The 23,189-nt window shown below is 72.9% G+C and carries 20 protein-coding genes; 11 read left to right on the forward strand and 9 right to left on the reverse strand.

The features are described from left to right. The first annotated feature begins 224 nt into the window (after positions 1-224). Complete coding sequence (locus tag ACFWM7_RS19255) at positions 225-1,361, forward strand: PQQ-dependent sugar dehydrogenase (RefSeq protein WP_383262254.1); 1,137 nt, start codon at positions 225-227, stop codon at positions 1,359-1,361. Between the two features lie 56 nt (positions 1,362-1,417). Here the strand turns inward: ACFWM7_RS19255 and ACFWM7_RS19260 are convergent, their stop codons facing one another. After that, a complete protein-coding gene (locus tag ACFWM7_RS19260; RefSeq protein WP_383262255.1) occupies positions 1,418-2,008 on the reverse strand; it encodes a helix-turn-helix domain-containing protein in 591 nt (196 codons plus the stop codon). Between the two features lie 90 nt (positions 2,009-2,098). On the opposite strand from ACFWM7_RS19260, the gene ACFWM7_RS19265 reads away from it, so the two are divergent. The 3 genes from ACFWM7_RS19265 (at position 2,099) to thpR (ending at position 5,142) form a co-directional block, all read left to right on the forward strand. Further along, positions 2,099-3,751, forward strand: coding sequence for an MFS transporter (locus ACFWM7_RS19265; protein ID WP_383262257.1), 1,653 nt, complete (start codon positions 2,099-2,101; stop codon positions 3,749-3,751). A gap of 258 nt (positions 3,752-4,009) precedes the next feature. Then, a complete protein-coding gene (locus ACFWM7_RS19270) occupies positions 4,010-4,399 on the forward strand; it encodes a VOC family protein (RefSeq protein ID WP_383262282.1) in 390 nt (129 codons plus the stop codon). 95 nt (positions 4,400-4,494) lie between these two features. Beyond that, complete coding sequence (thpR, locus tag ACFWM7_RS19275) at positions 4,495-5,142, forward strand: RNA 2',3'-cyclic phosphodiesterase (RefSeq protein WP_383262259.1); 648 nt, start codon at positions 4,495-4,497, stop codon at positions 5,140-5,142. A gap of 26 nt (positions 5,143-5,168) precedes the next feature. Here thpR and ACFWM7_RS19280 read toward each other — a convergent pair whose 3' ends face one another. Then, positions 5,169-5,795 (reverse strand): hypothetical protein, encoded by a 627-nt coding sequence (locus ACFWM7_RS19280; RefSeq protein WP_383262261.1) that lies wholly within the window; start codon positions 5,793-5,795, stop codon positions 5,169-5,171. A gap of 81 nt (positions 5,796-5,876) precedes the next feature. Continuing rightward, a complete protein-coding gene (locus tag ACFWM7_RS19285) occupies positions 5,877-6,365 on the reverse strand; it encodes a MarR family winged helix-turn-helix transcriptional regulator (protein WP_383262263.1) in 489 nt (162 codons plus the stop codon). A gap of 113 nt (positions 6,366-6,478) precedes the next feature. On the opposite strand from ACFWM7_RS19285, the gene ACFWM7_RS19290 reads away from it, so the two are divergent. Beyond that, a complete protein-coding gene (locus tag ACFWM7_RS19290; protein WP_383262265.1) occupies positions 6,479-6,889 on the forward strand; it encodes an Ohr family peroxiredoxin in 411 nt (136 codons plus the stop codon). A gap of 66 nt (positions 6,890-6,955) precedes the next feature. On the opposite strand, the gene ACFWM7_RS19295 is transcribed toward ACFWM7_RS19290, so the two are convergent. Then, the gene (locus ACFWM7_RS19295) at positions 6,956-8,485 is read right to left on the reverse strand and encodes an alpha/beta fold hydrolase (protein ID WP_383262266.1); all 1,530 of its coding nucleotides are present in this window, start codon (positions 8,483-8,485) and stop codon (positions 6,956-6,958) included. A 92-nt stretch (positions 8,486-8,577) separates the two neighbouring features. Here ACFWM7_RS19295 and ACFWM7_RS19300 point away from each other — a divergent pair, with 92 nt between their 5' ends. Beyond that, the gene (locus ACFWM7_RS19300; protein ID WP_383262268.1) at positions 8,578-9,615 is read left to right on the forward strand and encodes a MerR family transcriptional regulator; all 1,038 of its coding nucleotides are present in this window, start codon (positions 8,578-8,580) and stop codon (positions 9,613-9,615) included. Between the two features lie 33 nt (positions 9,616-9,648). Here the strand turns inward: ACFWM7_RS19300 and ACFWM7_RS19305 are convergent, their stop codons facing one another. After that, positions 9,649-10,290, reverse strand: a complete 642-nt coding sequence (locus tag ACFWM7_RS19305) for a TetR/AcrR family transcriptional regulator (protein ID WP_383262270.1) — start codon at positions 10,288-10,290, stop codon at positions 9,649-9,651. Positions 10,291-10,529: 239 nt separating this feature from the next. Between ACFWM7_RS19305 and ACFWM7_RS19310 the strand changes: the two genes are divergently transcribed. Beyond that, on the forward strand, positions 10,530-12,425 hold the full coding sequence (locus tag ACFWM7_RS19310; protein ID WP_383262271.1) for an RICIN domain-containing protein: 1,896 nt from the start codon (positions 10,530-10,532) through the stop codon (positions 12,423-12,425). 210 nt (positions 12,426-12,635) lie between these two features. Beyond that, a complete protein-coding gene (locus ACFWM7_RS19315; RefSeq protein WP_383262272.1) occupies positions 12,636-12,848 on the forward strand; it encodes a hypothetical protein in 213 nt (70 codons plus the stop codon). Positions 12,849-12,855: 7 nt separating this feature from the next. Here ACFWM7_RS19315 and ACFWM7_RS19320 read toward each other — a convergent pair whose 3' ends face one another. Next, positions 12,856-13,302, reverse strand: coding sequence for an SRPBCC family protein (locus tag ACFWM7_RS19320; protein WP_205081173.1), 447 nt, complete (start codon positions 13,300-13,302; stop codon positions 12,856-12,858). Between the two features lie 374 nt (positions 13,303-13,676). Between ACFWM7_RS19320 and ACFWM7_RS19325 the strand changes: the two genes are divergently transcribed. Both ACFWM7_RS19325 and ACFWM7_RS19330 read left to right on the forward strand, forming a co-directional pair. Then, positions 13,677-15,890, forward strand: a complete 2,214-nt coding sequence (locus tag ACFWM7_RS19325) for a HelD family protein (protein ID WP_383262284.1) — start codon at positions 13,677-13,679, stop codon at positions 15,888-15,890. 89 nt (positions 15,891-15,979) lie between these two features. Continuing rightward, positions 15,980-17,095: an AI-2E family transporter gene (locus tag ACFWM7_RS19330; RefSeq protein ID WP_383262275.1), complete on the forward strand. Its 1,116-nt coding sequence runs from the start codon at positions 15,980-15,982 to the stop codon at positions 17,093-17,095. An 18-nt stretch (positions 17,096-17,113) separates the two neighbouring features. Here ACFWM7_RS19330 and ACFWM7_RS19335 read toward each other — a convergent pair whose 3' ends face one another. Beyond that, positions 17,114-18,130 (reverse strand): alpha/beta hydrolase, encoded by a 1,017-nt coding sequence (locus ACFWM7_RS19335; protein WP_383262276.1) that lies wholly within the window; start codon positions 18,128-18,130, stop codon positions 17,114-17,116. 137 nt (positions 18,131-18,267) lie between these two features. After that, the gene (locus tag ACFWM7_RS19340; RefSeq protein ID WP_383262278.1) at positions 18,268-18,951 is read right to left on the reverse strand and encodes a TetR/AcrR family transcriptional regulator; all 684 of its coding nucleotides are present in this window, start codon (positions 18,949-18,951) and stop codon (positions 18,268-18,270) included. A 60-nt stretch (positions 18,952-19,011) separates the two neighbouring features. On the opposite strand from ACFWM7_RS19340, the gene ACFWM7_RS19345 reads away from it, so the two are divergent. Next, a complete protein-coding gene (locus ACFWM7_RS19345) occupies positions 19,012-20,625 on the forward strand; it encodes an FAD-binding oxidoreductase (protein ID WP_383262279.1) in 1,614 nt (537 codons plus the stop codon). A 51-nt stretch (positions 20,626-20,676) separates the two neighbouring features. Here ACFWM7_RS19345 and ACFWM7_RS19350 read toward each other — a convergent pair whose 3' ends face one another. Further along, positions 20,677-22,770, reverse strand: a complete 2,094-nt coding sequence (locus ACFWM7_RS19350) for an FUSC family protein (RefSeq protein WP_383262281.1) — start codon at positions 22,768-22,770, stop codon at positions 20,677-20,679. Positions 22,771-23,189: the final 419 nt, after the last annotated feature.

Genomic DNA, 23,189 nt, shown 5'->3' on the forward strand with positions numbered 1-23,189 from the left:
CGTCCGGGGAGAGCAGCAGGGGCGGCGCCGCGCCTCGCGCACCGTGCCCGCCGAAGAGGATGCCGGGACGCTGGTCTAGTCCAAGCCGCTCCGTCCCCCTATCCTCACCTGTAGCCGGTGACACACCATCCCCCCCACCCAGGTTGCCTGCCGGCTCGTGCCCCCACTCAACTCCGTTCGAGCAGCCGGGTGATCCCCCCATTCGCCGCCTCCAGGAGGACACGGTGAAATTTCGCACCAGAAGCTCGGCGATCATCGGCACGCTCTGTCTCGTCACGTCCCTGGCTTTGGCCTCGGCGTCGGCCGACGAGCCCGCCGCCCCGGTGCAGCCGGTGACCGCATCCCTGACCGAAGTGGCCAGGGCCCAGGGGCCGTCCGCCGGGACGGCCGGACCTGGTGACACGCTGTGGATCGCCGAACGCGCGGGCACCGTAAGGGTCTTGGACGACGCGGGCCTCGGCGAACCGGTGCTCGACATCTCCGACGAGACCACCACCGACGGCGAACGCGGCCTGCTCGGCGTCGCGTTCGACAAGGAGTTCGCGCACTTCTACATCTCGTTCACCGACCTCGAAGGCACCAGCACCATCGACGAGTTCGCGGTGGCGGACGGCCAACTCCAGCCGGATTCGCGGCGCACCGTCCTCACCCAGACGCAGCCGTACGCGAACCACAACGGAGGGGACATCAAGTTCGGCCCCGACGGCTACCTGTACATCGCCTTCGGTGACGGCGGCTCGGGCGGCGACCCGCACGGCAACGGGCAGAAGCTCGACACCCTGCTCGGCAAGCTGCTGCGGATCGACCCGCGCGGCGGCGAACCGTACGCGATCCCGGCGGACAACCCGTTCGTGGACGACGCGAACGCGAAGGACGAGATCTGGTCGTACGGGCTGCGCAATCCGTGGCGGTTCTCCTTCGACGCGGGCACCGGTGACCTGCTGATCGGCGACGTCGGGCAGAGCGACTGGGAGGAGATCGACTGGGCCCCGGCGGACAGCGAAGGCGGCGAGAACTACGGGTGGGCATCCATGGAGGGCACGCATCCCTTCCGCGGCGGCACGGAGCCCGCGAACCACGTCCCGCCGGTGTACGAGTACGACCGCACCGGCCTCGGCTGCTCGGTGACCGGCGGATTCGTCTACCGCGGCGAGGCGCTCCCGGATCTTCAGGGGAGCTACGTGTTCAGCGACTACTGCGACGGCACCCTGCGGACGCTCCAGCTGGCGGACGGCGAGGTGACCGGTGTGGGCGACCTCGGCGTCAGCGGCGGCGAGGTCATCTCCTTCGCGGAGGGCGGTGACGGCGAGCTGTACGTGCTCGGCAGCAACGGCGTCGTCTCCCGCGTCGACCCCGCGTGAGTGGCTGAAACGCGCGAGAGGTCAGCCGTACCGAACGATGGCCCGGGGCCCGCCGATCATGATGGTCGGCGGGCCCCTTCCGTGCCCTCTCCGCGCTGGTGGCCGCGGCGGGCGTCCCGGTCGAAGATGCCCAGCAGCTCGCACGGTCCGCCATCGGCGCCGATGGCGTGCGGGAGCATCGTGGGGAACTCCGCCGCCTGGTTCGTCTCGATCCGCAGGCGCCGGTTGCCCAGGAGCAGGATCGCGGTGCCGGAGAGGACGACGAGCCACTCACGGCCCGGATGCGCGCGCAGGCGCGCGGGGTTGTCGGGCGGTGGCTCGGTCATGCGCTGGCGGATGACGGTCATGCCGGGTTCCGCCTTGATGGGCCACCGCAGCTGGCCGTGGGCTCCGTCGATCATCGGGTTGGAGATGATGTCGTCGGTCGCGGTCTCGACCAGCTGGTCGAGGGAGGTGTCCAGGGCGCGGGCGAGCGTGACGAGCTGGTCCAGGGCCAGTCGGCGCCGGCCGTTCTCGATGCGGCTGAGCGTGGACTGGCTGACCTTCGCCCGGGCGGCCAGCTCCTCCAGGGACCAGCCCTGAGCCACGCGCAGGGCGCGGATCCGTTTGCGTACCAGGCTGTCCAGCTCACCATCTTCTTGCGTCATAGGCATGAGCGTATGCCATCCGAGCAAATCGCGCTTAGCGTCGTCCGTGGTCGGCCCCGGAAGTTGTGGGCTCGCACGGAAGAGGAATCCATGAGTATGAACCAGCCCGGTCCGGTGGGCGTCGATCCGGACGACGTCCCGGGCGAGCCCGGCGAGGGCGTGCCCGACGCGCGTCAGCGGCGCACGATCCTGATCACCGTATGCCTCGCGCTGATGGCCGTGATCGCCTCGGTCTCGGGGCTCAACGTCGCCCAGCCCGACCTCGCCGTCGCCTTCGACGCCTCGCAGAGCACGATCCTGTGGATCATCAACATCTACACCCTCGGCCTGGCCGCCCTGCTGCTGCCGCTCGGCGCGATCGGCGACCGGCTGGGCCGCAAGCCCGTCCTGGTGGCCGGCCTGGCCGTCTTCGGCGTGGCCGGTGCGGCGGCGGGTCTCGCACCGTCGGCCGAGGTCATGCTCGCCGCCCGGCTGTTCAGCGGGGTCGGCGCGGCGATGATCATGCCCATCACCCTGGCCGTGATCACCTCCACCTTCCCCGCGAAGGAGCGGGGCCGGGCGATCGGCGTGTGGACCGGGGTCGCGGGAGGCGGCGGCGTTCTGGGCATGTTCCTCTCCGCCGCGCTGGTCGACGTGGCGAGCTGGCGGTGGCTGTTCGTCCTGCCTCTGGCACTCGGCGCCGTCGCCCTCGTCATGACGCTGCGGTACGTTCCCGACTCCCGCGAGAGGTCCGGGCACGGGTTCGACGTCGGTGGCGCGCTGACGTCCGTCGTGGCGGTGGTCGGGCTCATCTTCGTGCTTCAGGAAGGGCCGGAGCGCGGCTGGACCGCACCCGTGACGCTGCTCGGTCTCGTCGTCGGAGTGACCGCCGCCGCCGGTTTCGTGGTGTGGGAGCTGCGTCGCGGGGATGCCGCGCTCCTGGACCTCCGCCTGTTCGGCGAGCGCGGACTCGCCGGGGGCTCGATCACCCTGCTGGTGGTCTTCGGGGTGCAGGCGGGCGTCTTCGTGGTCCTCTTCCCGTTCCTCCAGGCCGTTCTCGGCTGGTCGGGGCTGCTGTCCACGCTGGCTCTGATGCCCATGGCCGTCCTGATGATGATGGCGTCGGGTCTCGCGCCGCACCTGGCCGCCCGGATCGGCGCCCGCGCGACCATGGCCACCGGAATCCTGCTGGCGGGCGCGGGGCTCGCGCTCATGGCCGGGATCGTCTCGGTCGACGGCGGCTACCTGTCCGTACTGCCGGGCATGCTGGCGATGGGCCTCGGCATGGGCCTGGCGATGACGCCTTCCACCGAGGCCATCACCGGTGCGCTGCCCCGTGAGCGCCAGGGGGTCGCGTCCGCGCTGAACGACGTGACCCGTGAGTTCGGCACCGCGCTCGGCGTCGCGCTGCTCGGTGCGCTGCTGTCCGCCGGCTACCGCAGCGCCATCGACCCCCGGCTCGCCGGGATCCCCGAGGGCCCGGCCGACATCGCGCGCGGAGGCGTCGCCAACGCCGTCGAGGCGGCGAACGGCGCGGGCCTCCATGCGCAGGAGCTGATCCGCGCCGGGCGGGAGTCCTTCGTCGACGGCTGGCAGAACGCCATGTGGGCGGGGGTCGCCGTGATGGCCGCCCTGTTCCTCTACGTCCTGGTCCGGGGGCCGTTGCGTTCCGCCCGTACGGGGAAGAGCGCTTCGCCGTCCGCCGCCCCGGAAGGGATGGGGGAGGCGGCGGCACCGGAACGGGCCGACGCGACCGCTTCCTGATTCGGGCGGTCTCGGGGGCGTTGCAAGGGGACGGGGCGGAGTGAATCGGTGCCCAGCAGCGCGGGCACCAGGGGCGGGGCGACTTCGTCCGCACCCCTCTCCGCTCCCCGTGGCCCGGACGCTGGGCCTTCGGCACCCACTACCGTGCCCGGTTCCGGACGACGACGGCGGCGGGCGCGGCGTCACGGGCAGCCGACTGAACCTCGCACACTACGGACGTACCTGGGAAGGTGGGTTGGCATGACGGACTCCCAGGGAATGACGGACACCCCGATGCGGATCAACGCCCTCATCGTCGATGCCACGGACCCGGAACGGCTCGCCGCGTTCTGGTCCGAGCTGCTCGGCAGGCCGATCGTGGGCCGTACGGGTCCTTACGTGTGGCTGCGGCGTGAGCACGGTCTGGGGCTGGGCTTCCAGCGGACCGACGAGCCGAGGCGATCCAAGAACCGGATGCACATCGATGTCTCGGCCCCCGATCCGGCCGCCGGGCAGCGGCGGGTCGAGGCGCTCGGTGGGCGCCGGTTGGAAGGATACGACGACGGTGGCTTCCTGGTAATGGCCGACCCCGAGGGCAATGAGTTCTGCATCCTCCCCGAGGGCCCCTTCGAGCTGGACGACGAGGGGCGCGCGCACTACCTGGGCTGACCGCCACACCGCCGCCGCCCCGCAGGGCACGCGCCGGGGCCCGTCGTCGGCCCCGCGTCGCGGCGGCGGTGTGGTCGGCACGTACGGTACGGCAGGTGAACGAACCGCTCGAAGCCGTGACGGGTCACCCCGCGGACGAACGCGTCCGGGCCAGGACGACCCGCGTGTTCCTGGCGCTCGCTCCGCCCGACGACGCGAAGGACGAACTGGCGCAGGTCCTGCGCCCGGCCTATGACGCCTACCCCCGCATGCGGTGGAACCGGATCGAGGACTGGCACATCACCCTGGCGTTCCTCGGTGAGCTACCGGTCGCCGCCGTTCCGCCCCTGATGCCACCGCTCGCCGGGATCGCGGCGCGGCAACGGCCGTTGGGGCTGGCGCTGCGCGGTGGTGGGCACTTCGACGAGCGGGTGTTGTGGACCGGGGTGACAGGGGACCTTGAAGGGCTGCACCGCCTCGCCACCGACGTACGCGCCCTCGTCAGGGAGTGCGGTGTCCCCTTCCCCGACCGACCGCTCCGGCCCCATCTGACCCTGGCCCGGTCACGCCGGGGCGACCACGCGGCCACGGTGGAGGCCGCGGCCGGGCTCGCCGCGTTCACCGGCCGGGGCTGGGAGGCCGGGCGCCTCCACCTGGTCGGCAGCAACATCGGCCGCGGCCCGGGGCTGATCCACTACCGCGACATCCAGGCCTGGGACTTCTACCGCGGGGCCGACGGGGATGCCGAGGTCTCCGGCAGCTGAGCCCGACGCCTCCCTGCTACGCGCGGTCACGTGGTGTCGTGCCGCGCGGGCCGGGCGTGTGCCAGCAGGAACTCGGTCGCCCGCGCGATGGCCTCGGCGGACGTGCCGTGGACGGCCTCCGACTCGTCCGTCTGCAAGTCCGCGCCGGTGGCGGTGTACCACCAGGCGTCGGCGCCCGGGTCGTGGTGGATCACGGCGTCGCCGCCCGCGTAGTGGAGCGGAATGGACTCGCTGGCGGACTTCTTGGGCACCGCGTGGGGCCACTTGAGACGGGCGGACTGGCGCTTGATGCCGCCCCAGGCGGCGCCGAGCTGCGCGTAGCTGGATCCACCGCGTCCGGCGACGGTGGCCGCGCTCTCCGCCAGCCGGTCGACGGACAGCTTGGCTTCGTAGAGCGACCGCAGCATCGCCAGCTGCACATCGGGCGCGGCCATGAGCGCGGCGTCGAAGGGTTTTCCCGCGGTGCGGTAGGCGAGCGCGCGCGTCGAGATGCGTTCGGCCAGCGACCGGACTGCTGCGAGCAGTTGTTCGTCCATGGCGAACGTGTCGTCGTCACCGGGCTCGTTCCAGGCGGGGTCCACCGGGGTCAGGACCGTGGCCCAGAAGTTCTCGTCGCTCTGATCAGGGGTCGGGATCGCCTTCACATCATCCATGCGACAACCTTAACTGTCGATGATTATGCCGACAATTGAATTTTCCACACCGAAGGGATGACAGCCAATGCTGTCCGAAAGTCAGTCAGCGTCGACCGCCTCCCCCAGCGCACCCGTGAGCCGGCCCAGGACTTCCTGCAGCCCGAGGACCTCCTCCAGCGACAGCCCGGTGGCGGCGAGCACTCCGCGGGGCACGGACAGGGCGCGCTCGCGCAGCCCCGCGCCTTCGTCGGTCAGGTCGATCACGACGGAGCGTTCGTCCTCGCGGCTGCGTTCGCGCCGGACCAGGCCGGCCGTCTCCAGTCGCTTCAGGAGCGGCGACAGGGTTCCCGAGTCCAGGCGGAGGCTCTCCCCGATGGCCTTGACCGACTGCGGGCCCCGCTCCCAGAGGACCAGCATGACCAGGTACTGCGAGTAGGTGAGGCCGAGATCCTTCAGAGCCTGCCGGTAGTAGCCGCCGAACGCGCGCGAGGCGGCGTGCAGCGAGAAGCACACCTGGTGGTCCAGTCGCAGCAGCTCCGCGTCGGGGACGGCGGAGAGGTCGGGCGAGGGGCTCGGAGCAGGGGTCATGGGACCAGCGTACCGCCGCACACGTCATTGAGTTGTGCGCAACTAAGTTGTGTGCAATCTTTATGCCCGTGGCCACGACCAGCCGGGTCGGGGCTCCAGAGGAGGGTCATCCCATGGACGCGTTGTACACCGCCGCCGCCACCGCCAACGGCCGCGAGGGCCGTGCCGTCAGCTCGGACGGTCAGATCGACCTGCCCCTCGCCATGCCTCCGGCCCTCGGCGGCAACGGCAGGGGCACCAACCCCGAGCAGCTCTTCGCCGCCGGCTACGCGGCCTGTTTCGCCAGCGCGATGGCCGCGGTGGGCCGGGAGACGAAGGTCGACACCAAGGACGCCTCCGTGACCGCCGAGGTCTCCATCGGCAAGGACGGCGACGGCTTCGGGCTCGCGGTGATCATGCGCGTGGAGCTGCCGGACTCCCTCGCGGGCGAGGCCGGGCAGAAGCTGGTCGAGGCCACCCACGCCTACTGCCCGTACTCCAAGGCCACCCGGGGCAACATCGACGTCCAGCTGGTCATCGAGTAGTCGAACGCACGGACGCCCTGACGTGAGGGCGCGGTGGGCCACGGCGGAGGGCCGTGGCCCGGGCGGTCACCCCTTCAAGCGGGCCAGCACCGCGCCGACCGCGCGGTGCACGGCTTCGCGCGCCCCGTCGGTCACGGCGAGCGTCTCGAAGCCGTGCCGCCCTTCCGGTACGTCGATGATCTCCAGGTTCGCCCCACAGCGAGCGGCCTCGGTCACGAACGCCTCGACGGTCGCGGCGATCTCGGGACTCTCGCGGCCCGCCCGGACCAGCACGAGCGGAAGACGGCCGGCGCGGGCGACCGCCCGGGCCGGGTGGAAGCGGGGGCCTGTCAGTCCCCAGCCCGGCAGCGGCGCGAGGATCGGATAGTTGGCGGCCACGCAGCGCAGCCACGCCGGCGGGTTCTCCAACCAGTCGGCCGTGATCGGGCCCCCGCCCGAGAAGAACCACAGGGCCACCCGGTCCGCGTCCACCCGCGGATCGGCGCGCACCCGCTCGACCGCTTCGGCCACGTCCGCGGCCGCCTGCCCGTAGTCGGTCACGGCGCGCAGGCGGTGGTCGAGCGTCACGCCCACCGCTCCCTGCCCGGCGACCAAGCGGGCGTATCCCGTCAGGGTCGGCCAGTCCCGGGGCGTGGGCCGCGCCTCGGCCGGCACCGGGCCGCCGTGCACGAACACCACGGCCGGGTGCGGACCCGGCCCGTCCGGCAGGTACAGATCGGTGTTCCCGGTCCGCTCCCGGGGCCGTTCGGGCACGTCGAGGAGGAACGGCCGCAGATGGGCGGGCGTATGGGCGGCGTCGACGGGGGTCAGCCGGTGTCCCCCGCCGGACGCGGCCCCGATCAGGGTCTCGGCCAGCTCGCCGGGGCAGGACAGCATCGGCCAGTGTCCGGTGGGCAGTTCGAAGAAGGCCACCCGCGCGTCGGCGAGGGCCCGGAGGGCGGGATCGCCGACGTCCACCATGATCTGGAGCATCTCGACGCCCGGCCCGTTGCCGGTGCACAGCACCCCCGTCACGGGCACCGCGCCCACGGCTCCGGTGAGCCGCAGCGGCTGGAGCAGCGTGCCCAGCGGCTGCGGTGCCGCGAGGGCGGTGAGGCCGTCGAGCGCCGCCCCGGAGAGGCCCGCGGTGCTCCCCCAGCGGTCCCATGCGTCCCTGGCCGGGGGCGGCAGTTCACCGCCCGCCCCCCGGTCCCCGCTTCCGGCGGCGCGCACCACCACCTCTTCGCGCAGGCGCTGGTCGGGCACGGCGGCCAGGGCGGGGACGCCGTTCCGCGGCACCCCGGCGTCCAGGTGGACGATCCGGGCGATCGCGTCCGCCCGGCGATCGGCCGCGCCGAGCACCGGGTGGATGCCGTAGTCGTGGCCGACGAGCACGATGTCCCCGCCGGACTCCGCCGCCACCGAGTCGATCACCGCGAGGATGTCCGCGGTGTGGGTCTCCAGGTCGACGGATTCGCCCGCGTCGGTGGGGCGCTTACCGAGGCCCGTGAGCGCCACGCAGTGCACCTCGGCGCCTTCCGCCGTCAGCCGCGCGGCGGTGTCCCGCCACACGTGCGGGCCGGTGAACACCCCGGCCACCAGGATGAATACGGTCATGGTCCCTCCTCGTCACGCTGTCTCCGCGCACCGGCCAGGTCTCCCGGCAGCGCTCGCCGGTACCGTAGGAACTCCCCCTGGTGGAGGTTCAAGTGTTCTCGTCGCACGACGGGCTGTGCACCATCGGTGAGTTGGCCGAGCGCCTGGGCGTCAGCGTCAGGACCGTCCGCTTCTACTCGGAGCGCGGGCTGCTGCCGGAGGCGTCCCGCAGCGCAGGCGGGCACCGCAGGTACGGTCCGGACGCCGTGGAGCGGCTGGGCATGATCCGGTCGCTGCGAAGCCTGGACCTCTCGGTTCCCGAAGTACGCCGCATCCTCGACGAGCAGGCCGGGCAAGGCGAGGAGGAGGGGGCCGGCGCGGGTGGCGCGCTGGAGGATGCCGTGGCCGGACGGCTGCGCGCCCTGGGGTCCGAACTCGCCGCGCTGCGCTGGCGGGAGGCGGCGCTCCGGCTGGTGCAGGAGTGCCCGCCGGCCGAACGGCCCGGCCGGCTACGGCTGGTCGGGGCGGTCACCGCCCCGCCGAGCACCGCCTCCCTGGCCCGGTTCTGGCGTGCGTGGCTGCCGCCCCGGATGCCCGCCCGGTCCGTCACGGCGTTTCTGGAGGCGGCGGTTCCGCACCCACCTGACGACCCGCGGCCGGCGCAGGTCCTCGCCTTCGCCCGGCTGCACGCCTTCGTGACCCGCCCGTGCGACGGCGGGAGCGGCGGCAGGCCCTGCCAGCCCCGGGCGCACGGCGTCTCGGGGGCCCGTGCGTCGGCCGTGCTGTACGCGGGCCTGGCCGAGGCGTACGACTTGGCGGGCGGGGAGTTGCGCCGGGGTGCGAAACCCGCTCCCGGCGAGGCGCTGGACGGATTCGTGGACGCGTACGCGAGCACGTACGGTACCCAGGACACGCCCGCCTTCCGCCGGGTGCTGGCCGGCCGGCTCGCGGCCGATCCTCGTATCGACCGGTACTGGGACCTGACGGCCGAGGTGATCAGCGCCCCCGGCGGCCGCCCCGAGCCGACCCCGGGGTCCGCGCACGACTGGCTTCTCGCAGCACTGGACGCGCAGGTGGAGGTGGCGGCCGGCCGCGGCGGTGCGCGGCGCGGGCCCGGCGGTGAGGCGCCGGCCCCCGTCGCGCCTGCGTAGCAGGCCTGCTGGTCGTCGCGCGCCCGCCGGGGATTACGGAACAGCCCTCAGGGTCGCCAGCAGCGAGGTGACCACGAGATCGGTCGAGGCGGCCATGTCCACGGAGTCGGGCGACAGGAGCCACTGGACCTGCAGTCCGTCCATCACCGCGATGATGGCGTTGGCCGCGTTGTCGGCCAGGTCCGCCCGGTCGACGGGCAGTTCGCAGGCCTCGCGCAGGGCGTCGGCGACGAAGGCGCGCAGTCCGTCGTAGCGGTCGCGGAAGTAGTCCTGAGCGGGGTGGTCGTCGGTCACGGACTCCGCCGAGAGCACCGCGTACAGCCGGACGATGCCCTCGCGCTCCGCGTTGCGCAGCGCGGTGTTCACCAGGTGGCGCAGGAAGTCCAGTCCCTGGGGTCGGTCGGGGCCGAGGTGCTCGATGTCCCGCTGGTCGCGCAGTTCGAGCACGCTGGTGAGGAGGAGGGCCTTGGAGCGGAAGTAGTGCAGCACCCCTGCCTGGGTGAGGCCGACCCGGTCCGCGATCTCGGCGAGCGAGGCGTTGTTGTAGCCACGGGCGGCGAAGGTGTCCATGGCGATGGCCAGGATGTCCTGCTGTCGCTGCCGGGCTTCCGGGCTGCGCGGCGTGCGGGGCTTGGCCGGGGTGCGTGCCGGTCTGCCCACTGACTGGTTGCTCACCGGTTCAGCTTAAGCCTGCCGGAGGGCCGTGAAGATCCTTCGGACAGCGAGGAAGAACCCGTGCGGGCAGCGGTGAAGAACACGTGAGCAGACTACTTACTAACCACTTAGTGAGTGTGCTTTCATGCCGTTGTCCCGCCCTCTTGTGACCGGCACGCCCGGAGCGAGGCGTCCGCCGCGCCCTCCGTCCGCCGGGGTGCCGCCTGTCAGCAGGTACGAACCCAAGGAGAGCCGCAACCATGCCAAGCTCCACTCCCCTGCGTTTCAGAGCGCGCGCGGCCGGCGCCGCGCTCGTCGTGACCGTCGCCGCACTCGGCGTCAACGGCGCCGCCACAACCGCCCGGGCCGCCGACCCGGTCGCCCAGGTGTGGGTGACCACGCCCGACGGCTCCAAGAAGCTCACCCCGGACGGAAGCCTCCCCTTCGACGCGGCCCCCCAGCCGGTCGACATCCGTATCGACGCCGCCGCCAAGGGCCAGAAGTTCACCGGGGCGGGCGCCTCGGTGACGGGCGCCTCCGCCCATCTCATCCAGGGCCTCCCCCAGGCGCAGCGCACCTCGCTGCTGAGGTCGCTCTTCTCCACCGAGGGCGACGGCATCGGGCTCAACTACCTGCGCCAGCCCCTGGGCAGCACCGACTTCGACGCGAACACCAACGCGTACACGTACGAGGACACCCGGGGCGCCTTCTCCATCGACCGGGACCGGAGCCAGATCATCCCGGTCCTGAAGCAGGCCACCGCCATCAACCCCGCCATCCGCTTCATGGGCTCACCCTGGTCTCCCCCGGCCTGGATGAAGACCAACAACTCGCTCAACGGCGGGAGTCTGCGCACCGAGCACTACCAGGCCTACGCCGACTACCTGGTCAAGGCGATCAGGGCGTACGGGCAGGAGGGCATCGCCCTCACCGACCTCACCGCGCAGAACGAGCCGGAGTTCGCGACCAGTTACCCGTCGATGAGCATGACCTCGGCCCAGCAGGCGGACTTCCTGCGAGTTCTGGACCGTACGCTCACCGCCGCGAATCTGCCGACCAACATCCTGGCCTACGACCACAATTGGGACCACCCGAACTATCCGCTCGACGTCTTCGCCCGGACGGGCGGTATCCAGCGGATCATCGGCGCCGCGTTCCACTGCTACGGCGGGGCGCCCGCGGCGCAGAAGCAGATCGCCGACGCCGGAAAGCGGGTCTTCTTCACGGAGTGCTCCGGCACCGACAGCGCGAACCCGGCGACGACGTTCGGCGACACGCTCAGGTGGCACGCCGAGAACCTCGTCGTGCAGAACATGCGTAACGGCGGCGAGACGGTCATCAACTGGAACCTGGCCCTCGATCGGAACGGCGGTCCCCACCAGGGGCACTGCACCAACCGCTGCAACGGCGTCGTCGAGATCAACGGCGGCCAGGTCACCCGCAACGCCGAGTTCTACGTCCTCGGCCATGTCTCGAAGTTCGTCGAGGCGGGGGCGATGCGGATCGGCTCCACCAGCCAGGGCGCCGGAGGGGTGCAGAACGTCGCCTTCCAGAACAGCGACGGCACTCGCGCGGCCGTGGTCGTCAACACCGCTTCCTCATCGCAGCGGTTCTCCCTGACCGACAACGGCAGGTCGCTCGCGTACACCCTGCCCGCCGGCGCCGTCGCGACGTTCACCTGGGACGGGAGCGGCGAGACGACCGAGCCGCCCGTGGGGTCGATCGACCCCGCCGCCTGGTACCAGGTGCGCAACGCCAACAGCGGCGCCTGCCTGGACGCGGCCGACTGGGGTACGGCGGACGGCACCGCGCTCCAGCAGTGGGCCTGCGGGACCGGGGCCAACCAGGGCTGGCAGTTCAGGCCCACCGACTCCGGCCACTACCAGGTGGTGAACCGGCACAACGCGAAGGCCTGGGACGTCGACGGCGGCTCCGGAGCGACCGCCGACGGCGCCAGGGTGCACCTGTGGTCGTACGTGGGCGGCGTCAACCAGCAGTGGCGACCGGAGGCCCTGTCCGGCGGGCAGTACCGCTTCGTCGCCCGGCACAGCGGCAAGTGCCTCGGCGTCGACAACTCCTCGACGGCCAACGCGGCCAGGCTCTCGCAGCAGCCCTGCTCCGGTTCCCCGGCCCAGGCGTTCACCCTGACCCGCTGACGTCGGCGGGCCGGTACCGCGGCGGTTCTCCGGCAGGGGGAGCCGCCGCGGCGCGCGTTCCCGGCTTCTCGACGCGAAGTGTGAGAGCGCGCGCCGGTGGGTCGCTGAGTGCTCCGACACCGACGGGATCGGGCGCGCCGTACCCTGTCCCCGCCCGGCACGCCCTCATATGCTTCGCCTTCTGCCCGTTCGCCCGCTTCAGGAGGTCCCGTGCCGGCCCGCGCCATGTACTGCTACACGTGTGATTCCGATGAACAGCACCGCTCCCTCACCGCCGGCGAGAAGACCTGGCTCCGTAGCCGGACGGGCCGCCGGAGCGTGGAGGAGTTCTTCATGTGCGAGGCGCCGAGCTGCCGCAATGTGCGCAGCGGCTTCAACAAGCACCCGTTCGACCCGGTGATCCGCGTCCCCCTGCCGGACTGACACCGGCTCAGGGCGCTTCGACCGCTTCCTTGATGCGCTGTCCGAAGGCCGGTGCGTCCTTGCGTGCCGCGCTTCCCGCGAAGCCGACCAGCAGTTTGCCGACGCCGTGGCCCTCCAGGACGTTGAAGAGCCTCACATGCGTGCCGCCGTCCGGCGTGCGTTCGAGGTCATAGCCGCCCTCGGCCGCGGTGATGAGGTTCTTCGACTGCTCCTGCCAGCGGATACGGGTCGGGGCGACCAGCTCGCTGATCTCGAAGTCGCGCCGGGACGTCATGCCCGCGTCCTTGACGGTGCTGTGGAAGACGGTGCCCACGCGGGTCGGACCGTTCGGCGATTTCTCGATGCGCTGCACCCGTGGACTGAACTCGGGGTCGTGCTCGCCGTCCGCGAGATAGGCGAAGACTTCCTCGATGGGCCGGTCGATGTCGACCGTTGCTTCGAACTGTGTGCTCATGGCTCTCTCCGGTCGGGTGGGACGCGGCGGCGTCAGAGGTCCGCGACGGCCCGTCGAAGCGTCCGCACGCGGACCCGACGTGGGTGATGGCGCCGAATCCGGTGTCCGTCATCAGTGTCGGCCGAGGTCTCCGGGAGCGCACGCCGGAGAGTCATGGGCGGCCCGGCGACTCGAAGGCCTTGTCCCGCCCCCGCACCGCCCCGCACCCGTCCCCACCACGAAATGGATAATCCCCGGACCGTCATTGCGGTCCGGGGATTATCACGCGTATATTGGATTCTTCTGCGTTCATGCAGAAAGGCCCCGCTCGGGGCCCTTATGAGTACGAATATATCTGGCGGGGAGCCGTTTTGTCAAACCGGGAAAGCGACGAATTGCGGGAAGAGCAGGAATTCATCGATCGGCTCCATGCCCGGGTCGACGCACTGCGCGGGGTGGCGGCCGAGGGTGTCGAGCACGCGTTGACTCCGGTCGGGACGGGCCAGCAGGCGCGGCTGGAGCGCGACATCCTCGTCGCGGAGCGCTCGGGGCTGCTCGCCGCGCTCGACGCGGTGGACGGCTCACTGTGTTTCGGTCGCACCGACCACTCGGACGGGCTCGCGCACCATATCGGCCGGATCGGGATCCGCGAGGACGACGCCGACCACACGCCTGTTCTGATCGACTGGCGTGCGCCGGTGGCGCGTCCTTTCTATCTCGCCACGGGGCACACGCCGATGGGTCTGCGCCGGCGTCGCCACATCACCACCGAGGGCCGTACGGTCACCGAGCTCCATGACGAGATCCTCGATCTCGGGGACGACGACCGCACCGGTTTCGAGGATCCGAACGGCGACGCCGTGCTGCTGGCGGCGCTCAATTCCGCGCGCACCGGACGCATGGGCGACATCGTGCGGACCATCCAGGCCGAGCAGGACGGCATCATCCGCGCCCCGCACCGCGGTGTCCTCGTCGTCGAGGGCGGCCCCGGCACCGGCAAGACCGCCGTCGCGCTGCACCGGGCGGCGTTCCTGCTGTACGAGCACCGCGAGCTGCTGGCCAAGCGGGCCGTGCTCATCGTGGGCCCCAACCCGGCGTTCCTGCGCTACATCGCGGAGGTGCTGCCCTCACTCGGCGAGACCGGGGTGCTGCTCGCCACGCAGGCCGAGCTGTTCCCCGGGGTGCACGCCACCGGTACGGACACCCCGCGCGCCGCCGCCGTCAAGGGCGGCGAGGCGATGGCCGAGGCCCTCTCCCTGGCCGTACGCGACCGGCAGCGGCTGCCGGAGCCCGGGGCGGCGATGGTGATCCCGCACGAGGACGGCGGGGATCTGATCCTGGACTGGGAGATCGCCTACGAGGCCCGGCAGGCGGCCCGGGAGACCCGGCTGCCGCACAATCTCGCCCGCCCGCACTTCGTCTTCCGGGTCATCGACGCCCTCACCGCGCAGCTCGTCGAGCGCATCGGCGCGGACCCCTACGGCGGGCCCAACTTCCTCGGCCCCGACGATGTGGCCCAGCTCGGCCGGGACGTCGCGCTGAGCAAGGAGGTGCACGCGGCCGTGGACGAGCTGTGGCCGCCGCTGACCCCCGAGGGCTTCCTCGCCGGCTATCTGGCCGACCCGGTGTACGTACCGGAGGAGGACGCCGACACGATCCGCCGTCCGGCCGCGGCGGGGGCGTGGACCCCGGCCGACGTACCGCTGCTGGACGAGGCGGCCGAGCTGCTCGGCGTCGACGACAGCGCGGAGCGGGCGGCGGCGGAGGCGGCCCGGCAGGAGCGGGTCGGCTACGCGCAGGGCGTGCTGGAGCTGTCGCGCGGTTCGGAGAGTTACGAGTTCGAGGACGAGGAGTCCGAGGTGCTCGCCGCGCACGACATCATCGACGCCGAGCGGATGGCGGAGCGGCACGAGGAGGCCGACCACCGCACGGCGGCCGAGCGGGCCGCCGCCGACCGTACGTGGGCGTTCGGGCACATCATCGTCGACGAGGCGCAGGAGCTGTCGCCGATGGCGTGGCGGCTGCTGATGCGGCGGTCGCCGACCCGCTCGATGACCCTGGTCGGCGACCCGGCCCAGACCTCCGAGGAGGCCGGCGTCGGGTCGTGGGAGAAGATCCTCTCCCCGTACGTGGACGACCGCTTCGAGCACGTCACGCTGGAGGTCAACTACCGTACGCCCGCCGAGATCATGGAGCTGGCCGCCGAGGTGCTGCGGGAGAAGGACCCCGCGTTCACCGCGCCCGTGTCGGTGCGGTCGACCGGTGAGAAGCCGTGGACGCGGGACGCCGGACAGGACCTGGCGGGCGCGGTGGCCGGGGCCGTCGCGGAGCTGACGCCCCGGGAGGGGCGCCTCGCGGTGATCGCGCCGCGTGCGCTGCACGAGGAGATCGCCGCGCCGCTGGACGGGGTGACGGCGGGTGAGGCCCCCGACCTCACGCGGACGGTGGTGCTGCTGGATCCGCGTCAGGCCAAGGGGCTCGAGTTCGACCATGTGCTGGTGGTGGAGCCCGCCCGGTTCGGAAGGAGCGATCTGTACGTGGCGCTCACCCGGGCCACTCAGCGCCTGGGCATCGTCCACCGGGAGGAGTTGCCGACGGCGTTGCGCTGACGGGTCCGGCGGCCCGCTTTCGTGGCGATCGGCCCGGGCGGGCCGCGGGTGTGGCCGGAACAGGGTTCTCGAAGCCATAGGGTGACGCCATGTCTTCGCCATTGAGTTCGACAAAGACCGCGGCCGCTCTCCGCACGTCGGCACGGGTCTCCGCAGAGCTGCTGCTGGTCCTCGTGGCGGCTGCGGTCGCGCTGTGGGTGCTGGGCCGGATGTGGTCGGTCGTATGGCCGCTGATAGTCGGTCTGTTCCTCACGACGCTGACCTGGCCGCTCGCCCGCTTCCTGCGCCGGCACGGGTGGTGGCCCGCGCTGGCCGCGTCGGTGGTGACGGTGTTCGCCCTGCTCGTGGGGGCGGGCATCGTGGCCCTGATCGCGGTGCCGGTGGCGGACCAGTCCGGTGAGCTGGCCGACCGGGTGGTCGCCGGCATCGACAAGCTCCGCGAGTGGGCGGCCGGTCCGCCGCTGAACATCGGCGACGACCAGATCACCGGAGCCCTCGACTCAGCGACCGACCGGCTCCAGGACAGTGTCGGCAGTGTCGTCACCACCGCCGTCACCGGGGTGAGCACCGTGGTCAACGGGGTCGTCACGGCGGTTCTGGCGCTCTTCCTGATGTTCTTCTTCCTCAAGGACGGCCCGCGCTTCCTCCCGTGGCTCACCCGTCAGCTTCCCGGCCGGCTCGCCACCGACATCCCCGAGGTGGCCGCCCGCAGTTGGGCCACCCTGGGAGCGTTCGTCCGGTCCCAGGCGTTCGTGGGTCTGCTGGACGCGGTCTTCATCGGCCTCGGCCTGTGGATCCTGGGGGTACCGCTGGTCCTGCCGCTGGCGGTGCTGACGTTCGTCTGCGCGTTCGTGCCGATCGTCGGGGCGCTGTTCGCAGGATTCGTGGCGGTGGTCATCGCCCTGGTCTCGAACGGTCTGATGGACGCCCTGCTCGTGCTGGCGATCATCATCGTGGTGCAGCAACTGGAGGGCAATGTGTTCCAGCCCATGATCCAGAGCCGGGGGCTGGGTCTGCACGCGGCGGTCGTGCTACTCGCGGTGACGCTGGGCGGCAGCCTGGCCGGCGTGGTGGGAAGCCTGCTCGCCGTCCCGTTGGCGGCGGTGCTCGCGGTGATCTGGAACTACCTCCGCGAGCAGCTCGTGGAGGAGCCGCGGGAGCCGGAGCCCGCGGACCTGCCCGAGGGTTCGCCCGCCTCGTCGTAGAGGTTCTCCTCCGTCCCCTCACCGCCCGAGGTTGCGCAGCAGCGCCGGCAGCGCGCTGCGCAACTCCCGCTCCCAGTACGGCGGTGAGTGGGTTCCCCGGTAGAAGTGCGTGGTGACCGGAACCCCGTGGGCCCGCAGCCGGGCGGCCATCGCCCGGTTCTCCGTCGCCATGATGGCCTCGGTCGGGGAGAGGACGTCCTTCGGGAAGGGGTCATCGGGGTCCTCCAGGCCCGGCACGTGCGGGTCCGGCTCCGTGCCCGGCGGATCCAGCACGCCCGCCCGGCCGTCGCCGCTGGACAGATGGACCTCGACGCCGCGGAGCCGCTCCGGGCCGTAGAACGGGTCGTGGTCCCGCCAGATCCGCCGCTGGGCCACCGGGTCGCCCCACAGCGCCAGCCGGTCGATGCCGAGGTAGTCCAGTCCCGCCTGAACCGCGCGGGGGTGCTGGAGCGGATGGACGTAACCGCTGAAGCTCGCCACCGCACGGAACAGGCCGGGGCGCCGGGCCGCGTACGCGAGCGCGCCGAAGCCGCCCTGGGACTCCCCCGCCGCGACCCGCCGGTCCCCCGCGCCGTAGGAACGTTGCAGCAGCGGGCGCACCTCGTCGAGGTGGAAGCTCTCCACGCGCGGCGCGCCGCCGTCGCCGTGGTTCCACCAGTCGCTGTAGAAGCCGAACAGCGGCATCGACGGCATCACCACGAGTACGTCGCGCAGCTGCGGAAGCCGGTCCACCGCGTAGTCCTCCATCCATGCCCCGGGGTCGCCGTGGCCGCCGGCCAGTAGGTACAGCACCGGCCACCGCTCACCGCGCCCGCGCTCCTCCCAGCCGTCCGGCGTGAGCAGGCGGACCGTGGCGGGTCCGCCCAACGCCGTGGAGCGCACGGTCAGTTCGAGGAGCCGGTCGCCGATCCACCGCTCCCCCGTCACCCGGATCCCCGGGGGCCCGCCCCCGTGCGGGGCCGTTGCCGCCGCCGTACCGGGGATGAGCAGCAGCAGGGCCACGGCCCAGGCGGCCGCCCTTCGCAGAGCTCTCATCACCACAACCTCCCGACATCCGCGGGCGGACTTCGCCCGGGGCTTCGGACGGTACGGAGCGGGGCGGGGCGCGGCATCCTCCGCCGGGAGTCGGCCCGTACGCCGGCGGGAGCAGGCGGGAGGCGGGCGGGGCGGGGTCAGTGCGGGGCGCGGATCGCGGCCAGGAGCCGGGCGCAGCGTGCCGCCATCTCCGCCGCGGACTGCTCCGGGTGGGAGATCCACCAGCCGACGAGCGCGCCGACGGCCCCGGTCCACACGTGCTTCAGCGCGTCGGCGTCCAACGGGTCCTCGTTGCCCTGTGCGCGCAGGACGTCCGCGGTACCGGACGCGGCGAGGCGGTCGATGGCCGCGCGGTGGGCGTGTGCGGCGGCGTGCAGGTCGGAGCCGGGCTTCAGGGTCCGGTCGTACAGCACGAACCAGGCTTCCCGCTGCTCCTCCAGTACGCCGAAGACGGCCGCCAGGACGCGCGGGGGAACACCTGAGGAGGCGATGGCGCCGGGCGGATCCGGCGTCATCGCCTCCTCGATGGCCGAGACGAGCCGGGGGGCGATGTGCTCCAGACAAGCGAGGTAGAGCCCGTCCTTGGAGCCGAAGTAGGTGTACAGCATCGGCTTGGTCACCCCCACACGCCGGGCGATCGCCGCCATCGACGCCGAGGCGTGTCCGTGCCGGCCGAACTCCTCCACGGCGGCGGCGCGGATCTGCGCCTCACGCCGCGCCCGGGGCACCCCTTTCGTCCCCGCGCCCGGGGCTGCGCCGGTGCGGGTCCGGCGCGGGCCCGGGGGCTGAGTGGCGGGTGACGAGCCTCTTGCCGTGGTCATGCCTGGACCATACGCTCCAGTAAATTACCCAAAGGTAAATTGCCGGAAGGTCATACGTTGATGGCGGACCGCACCTCCCCCTCGCGCAAAGCCGATGCCGCCCCTGCCCGGTCCTGGTGGGGCTGGGGCGACCCGGGCCGGGCGCTGCCGGACGCCGAGTGCGCCGCGCTCGGCGCGCTGGTTCCCGGGGCCGCCGACACCGCGCTGCCCGTTCCCTCGATCGCCTTTCTGGAGCTGCCGCCCGTCCGTGTGAGCGCGCCGCGCACGCTCGCCCACCTCGTCTCCGGCGACCCGGCCGACCGCGCGGGCCACACCTACGGCAAGGCCTTCCGGGACGTCGTCCGCGCGCTGAACGGCGACCTGGCGGCCGCTCCGGATCTCGTCGCCTTCCCCCGGGAGGAGCGGGACGTGGTGGACCTCCTGGACTGGGCGGCCGGGGCGGACATCGCCGTGATCCCGTACGGGGCGGGGAGTTCGGTCGTCGGCGGGGTCGAGTACCGCGCCGGGGCCCACGCGGGCGTCTGCTCGATGGATCTCTCCGGGATGGACCGGGTGCTGGAGACCGACCGGGTCAGCCGGACGGCACGGATCCAGGCGGGGGCCCTCGGGCCGGGCCTGGAGGCGCAGTTGAGGCCGCACGGGCTCACGTTGCGGCACTTTCCGCAGAGCTTCGAGTTCTCGACCCTCGGCGGCTGGCTCGCCACCCGGGCGGGCGGGCACTACGCCACCCTCCACACGCACATCGACGACCTGACCGCCTCCCTGCGCGTGGTGACGCCCGCCGGGGTGAGCGAGTCGCTGCGCCTGCCGGGTTCGGGGGCCGGGCCGTCCCCGGACCGGCTCTTCCTCGGTTCGGAGGGCACTCTCGGGATCATCACGGAGGCGTGGATGCGGCTCCAGGACCGCCCGGTCCACAAGGCGTCGGCCTCGGTGCTGTTCGACCGCTTCCCCGCCGCGGTGGACGCCGTCCGGGCCATCGCGCAGTCGGGCCTCCACCCGGCCAACTGCCGTCTGCTCGATCCGGGCGAGGCGGCGCTGTCGGGGGTGGCGGCCGAGGGCAGGAGCGTCCTCGTCCTGGGGGTGGAGTCGGCGCACCACCCGGTGGAGGGCCGCCTCGCCGAACTCGTCGCCCTGGCCCGCGACCACGGCGGCTCCCCCGCCGCCGGATCCCCCGCTTCGGGCGGCTCGGCCGTGGGCGCGTGGCGTTCGACGTTCCTGCGGATGCCGTACGTGCGGGACGGGCTGGCCCGGATGAGCGTGATCAGCGAGACGTTCGAGACGGCCTGCACCTGGGACCGGTTCCCGGAGCTGTACGAGGCGGTGCGGCGGGACGTGGGGGCCGCCGTCCGCGCGGCGACCGGTGCAAAGGCTCTGATCAACTGCCGTTTCACGCACGTCTACCCGGACGGTCCCGCCCCCTACTTCACAGTGATCGCCCCGGGCCGGCGCGGGTCGGAGGTCGCCATGTGGGACGAGATCAAGGCGGCGGCGATGCGGACGCTGGGCGAGCACCGGGCGACCGTCACCCATCACCACGCGGTGGGGCGCGACCACCGGCCCGGGTACGACCGGCAGCGCCCGGAGCCGTTCGCGGAGGTGCTGCGCGCCGCCAAGCGGACCCTCGACCCGGCCGGGGTCCTCAACCCGGGCGTGCTGTTCGACGCCGCGGGCTGACAGCGGGCGGCCACGTCGGCCGCCATCCCGGACGGAGTGCCCGGCGGGCCGTCACCCGCTCGGCGGGCCCGTGCCGGACGTCGGCGTCAGCGAGGACTCGATGCGCGCGAGCTGGTGGGCGAGGCTCGTCATCCACACCTCCAGGTCCACGGACAGTGGCGTCGGCGGATCGCGGTCCGGGGCGCTCCCGGGTGCGGTCCGCGGCGCGGGCCCCGGCCGCTCGGCGGTGAGCAGCCGGGCGATCCGGTCGGTCTGCGCCACCAGGCCCGACGCGGTCCCACGGGCCCAGGCCGCCGACGCGTCCGTCGCACCGGACGCCGGGCGGAGACCGAAGCGCGGCAGCCACTGCGCGCCGAGCAGCACGTGGTTGGCCGCGATGAGCACGGCGTGCCAGTCGGCGCGGTCGCTCTCCCCGTCGGCCGGTGTCTCGGCGCGGAACTGTGCGTACGCCGCCTCGGCGAGGCGCAGCCGGTGGACGCCCGGCAGGGTCTCGGGCGCGGTGCGCGAGCCGCCCGAAGGTGCGAGCAGCGCCTCTGCCGTCACGGTCACCAGCGGGGCGCACGTCCTCAGCAGCCCCGCCATGGCCCGGTGGACCTCCCGCCGCGCCCCGGCGGGCCAGGCCACCAGGCCGCACAGCAGCCCGATGACGCTGCCGGTGACGACGTCGATCATCCGCGCCTCCGACAGCCGCCAGGTGACCGGCGCGATCTGGGCGAACGCGGTGGCGACGACGATCGTGAACAGCGCCTGCGCGTACGCGAGACCCAGCAGCGGGCCCAGGGCGAAGGCCACCAGCATGACGGGGCCGAGGAGTGCGGCGTACACGTCGGTGTGCCGGCCGAGCCCGATCACGAGCGCCCCGGCGACCAGCGCCCCCACCGCGTTGCCCGCCACCGCCCGGCGGACCGCCTGCCAGGTCGCGCCCGCGGTCGTACGTCCGAGGGTCAGGACGGCGAGGAGCACCCAGAACCCGTGGGCCAGGTCGAGGGAGCCGGCCACCGCGCGGGCGGCGGCGAGTCCGAGTGCGGTCCGTACGGCGTTCTGGAAGAGCACGGACCGGAAGGTGACGTTGCCGAGGACGCGCCGGGCCCACAGCCTGGGCGTGGACAGCTCGGCGTACCAGAACAGTGCGCGCGGGGCGGCCGGTTCGGTGGGGCCTCCGTGCACGGCGATGTCGGCGGTGATCTCCACCATGCGCGCCGATTCGGCGAGTGCCAGCACGCGTGACTGCCGCCGCAGCACGCCGAGGGGCGGCCGCTCACCCGGCGGTCCGGAGGCGGTCCGCACACGGTCGGCCTGGAAGCCCCGCATCGCTTCCTCCAGCTTGCCGGCGGGCGGGGGGCGGCTGCCGGTGCGCAGGAACCGGGCGCAGGCGGTGCACAGTGCCGCGACCCGGCCCAGGAGCTCGGCGGACTCGGGATCTGCGGGGGCGGGCGGGGCCTCGGCGAGGGTGGCCAGCTGGTCGAGGAGCCTGCGTGCCGAGCGGCCGGCCTGTTCCAGCGCGCGGTCCGCCCGCCCGGCGCCGGCCGGCCGTTCCGCCGGGGGTACGTCGGCCAGGCGCAGCGTCGATCCGGCGGCCCGCAGCCGCTGCGGTGGTACGCCGCCGGGGCCGGCCCCGCGCGCCGCCTCGTCGAGGGCGTCGGCCAGCCGTTCGCGGTAGGAGGGGGCGGCCGGATCGGGCAGCAGGATCTCGAGGGCGGCGAGCAGCAGCACGCCCGCCGTGAGCCCCGCCAGTCGCTGCACGAGCGCGTCGGGGGCGTACGGCGGGAAGCAGGCGAGGATGTAGAAGAGCTGGAGGCCGGGGGCGATGCCGGCGGGGCGGGGCCCGGCCACGGCCGCGAACGCCAGCAGGAATCCGATGACGAGCATGCCACCGACCGCGGCCCAGGTGTCGACCGCGAGGAGGGTGCCCAGCGTCGCCAGGACCAGGGCTGGGGGCAGGGCGCGGAGCATGACGGAGGCGCGCTGGGGGCCGGAGCCGGGGACGGCGGAGAGCAGGCCCATGGCGATGGGCGCGAAGAGCGCGTACAGCGCGGCGACCGGGAGCCCGGCTCCGTACAGCAGGGGGTAGAAGCCGACGCTCGCCGCGACGGTGACCCGGACGGCGCGGCGGAGGATCGTCGCGCGCTGCTGCCCGGCGATCATCTTGCCGCCCTCTGAGGGATCCGCAGGGGGCTGGGCGGGCGGACGGTGGCCTGAATGCGCGTCGGGGTCTCGTGCGCGGGTAGCCGCTGGGTGCTCATCCGGCACGCTCCTCTCCCGGGGCCGGCCCCTGCGGCGCGGTCCGCCGGACCGTCTTTCGCCATTGTCGGCCGGAGCGGGCCGCTCGCGCGCGACGAGGGCCTGGAGGCACCGTGTCGGCTCCGGTCGGCTGCTGGGGGCCGCCCGCGCGCGACGAGGGGAGCCCGGCGGGGGCCACGCCCGTCCCGGCTCGGTGGGCCGACCCGGGCGCGAGGGGGGAGGCCTGGGGCTCGGTGGGCCGAACCGCGCGAGGCGGTCGGCCCGGGGGCGCGGCGGTCGGCCGCCGGCCCGCCGGACCGTGTGCGCAGACGTCCGCCCCGAGC

This window comes from Streptomyces sp. NPDC058375 (genome assembly GCF_042723425.1).
GTDB lineage: Bacteria > Actinomycetota > Actinomycetes > Streptomycetales > Streptomycetaceae > Streptomyces > Streptomyces durocortorensis.

What these genes read in the sequence shown, in the direction of transcription:
- ACFWM7_RS19270 (WP_383262282.1), top strand. Translation starts at nt 4,010, where the DNA reads ATGACGGACACCCCGATGCGGATCAACGCCCTCATCGTCGATGCCACG.
- ACFWM7_RS19310 (WP_383262271.1), top strand. Translation starts at nt 10,530, where the DNA reads ATGCCAAGCTCCACTCCCCTGCGTTTCAGAGCGCGCGCGGCCGGCGCC.
- ACFWM7_RS19280 (WP_383262261.1), bottom strand. Translation starts at nt 5,795, where the DNA reads ATGGATGATGTGAAGGCGATCCCGACCCCTGATCAGAGCGACGAGAAC.
- ACFWM7_RS19265 (WP_383262257.1), top strand. Translation starts at nt 2,099, where the DNA reads ATGAGTATGAACCAGCCCGGTCCGGTGGGCGTCGATCCGGACGACGTC.
- ACFWM7_RS19260 (WP_383262255.1), bottom strand. Translation starts at nt 2,008, where the DNA reads ATGACGCAAGAAGATGGTGAGCTGGACAGCCTGGTACGCAAACGGATC.
- ACFWM7_RS19345 (WP_383262279.1), top strand. Translation starts at nt 19,012, where the DNA reads ATGGCGGACCGCACCTCCCCCTCGCGCAAAGCCGATGCCGCCCCTGCC.
- ACFWM7_RS19335 (WP_383262276.1), bottom strand. Translation starts at nt 18,130, where the DNA reads ATGAGAGCTCTGCGAAGGGCGGCCGCCTGGGCCGTGGCCCTGCTGCTG.
- ACFWM7_RS19340 (WP_383262278.1), bottom strand. Translation starts at nt 18,951, where the DNA reads ATGACCACGGCAAGAGGCTCGTCACCCGCCACTCAGCCCCCGGGCCCG.
- ACFWM7_RS19350 (WP_383262281.1), bottom strand. Translation starts at nt 22,770, where the DNA reads ATGATCGCCGGGCAGCAGCGCGCGACGATCCTCCGCCGCGCCGTCCGG.
- ACFWM7_RS19290 (WP_383262265.1), top strand. Translation starts at nt 6,479, where the DNA reads ATGGACGCGTTGTACACCGCCGCCGCCACCGCCAACGGCCGCGAGGGC.
- ACFWM7_RS19320 (WP_205081173.1), bottom strand. Translation starts at nt 13,302, where the DNA reads ATGAGCACACAGTTCGAAGCAACGGTCGACATCGACCGGCCCATCGAG.
- ACFWM7_RS19295 (WP_383262266.1), bottom strand. Translation starts at nt 8,485, where the DNA reads ATGACCGTATTCATCCTGGTGGCCGGGGTGTTCACCGGCCCGCACGTG.
- ACFWM7_RS19330 (WP_383262275.1), top strand. Translation starts at nt 15,980, where the DNA reads ATGTCTTCGCCATTGAGTTCGACAAAGACCGCGGCCGCTCTCCGCACG.
- ACFWM7_RS19285 (WP_383262263.1), bottom strand. Translation starts at nt 6,365, where the DNA reads ATGACCCCTGCTCCGAGCCCCTCGCCCGACCTCTCCGCCGTCCCCGAC.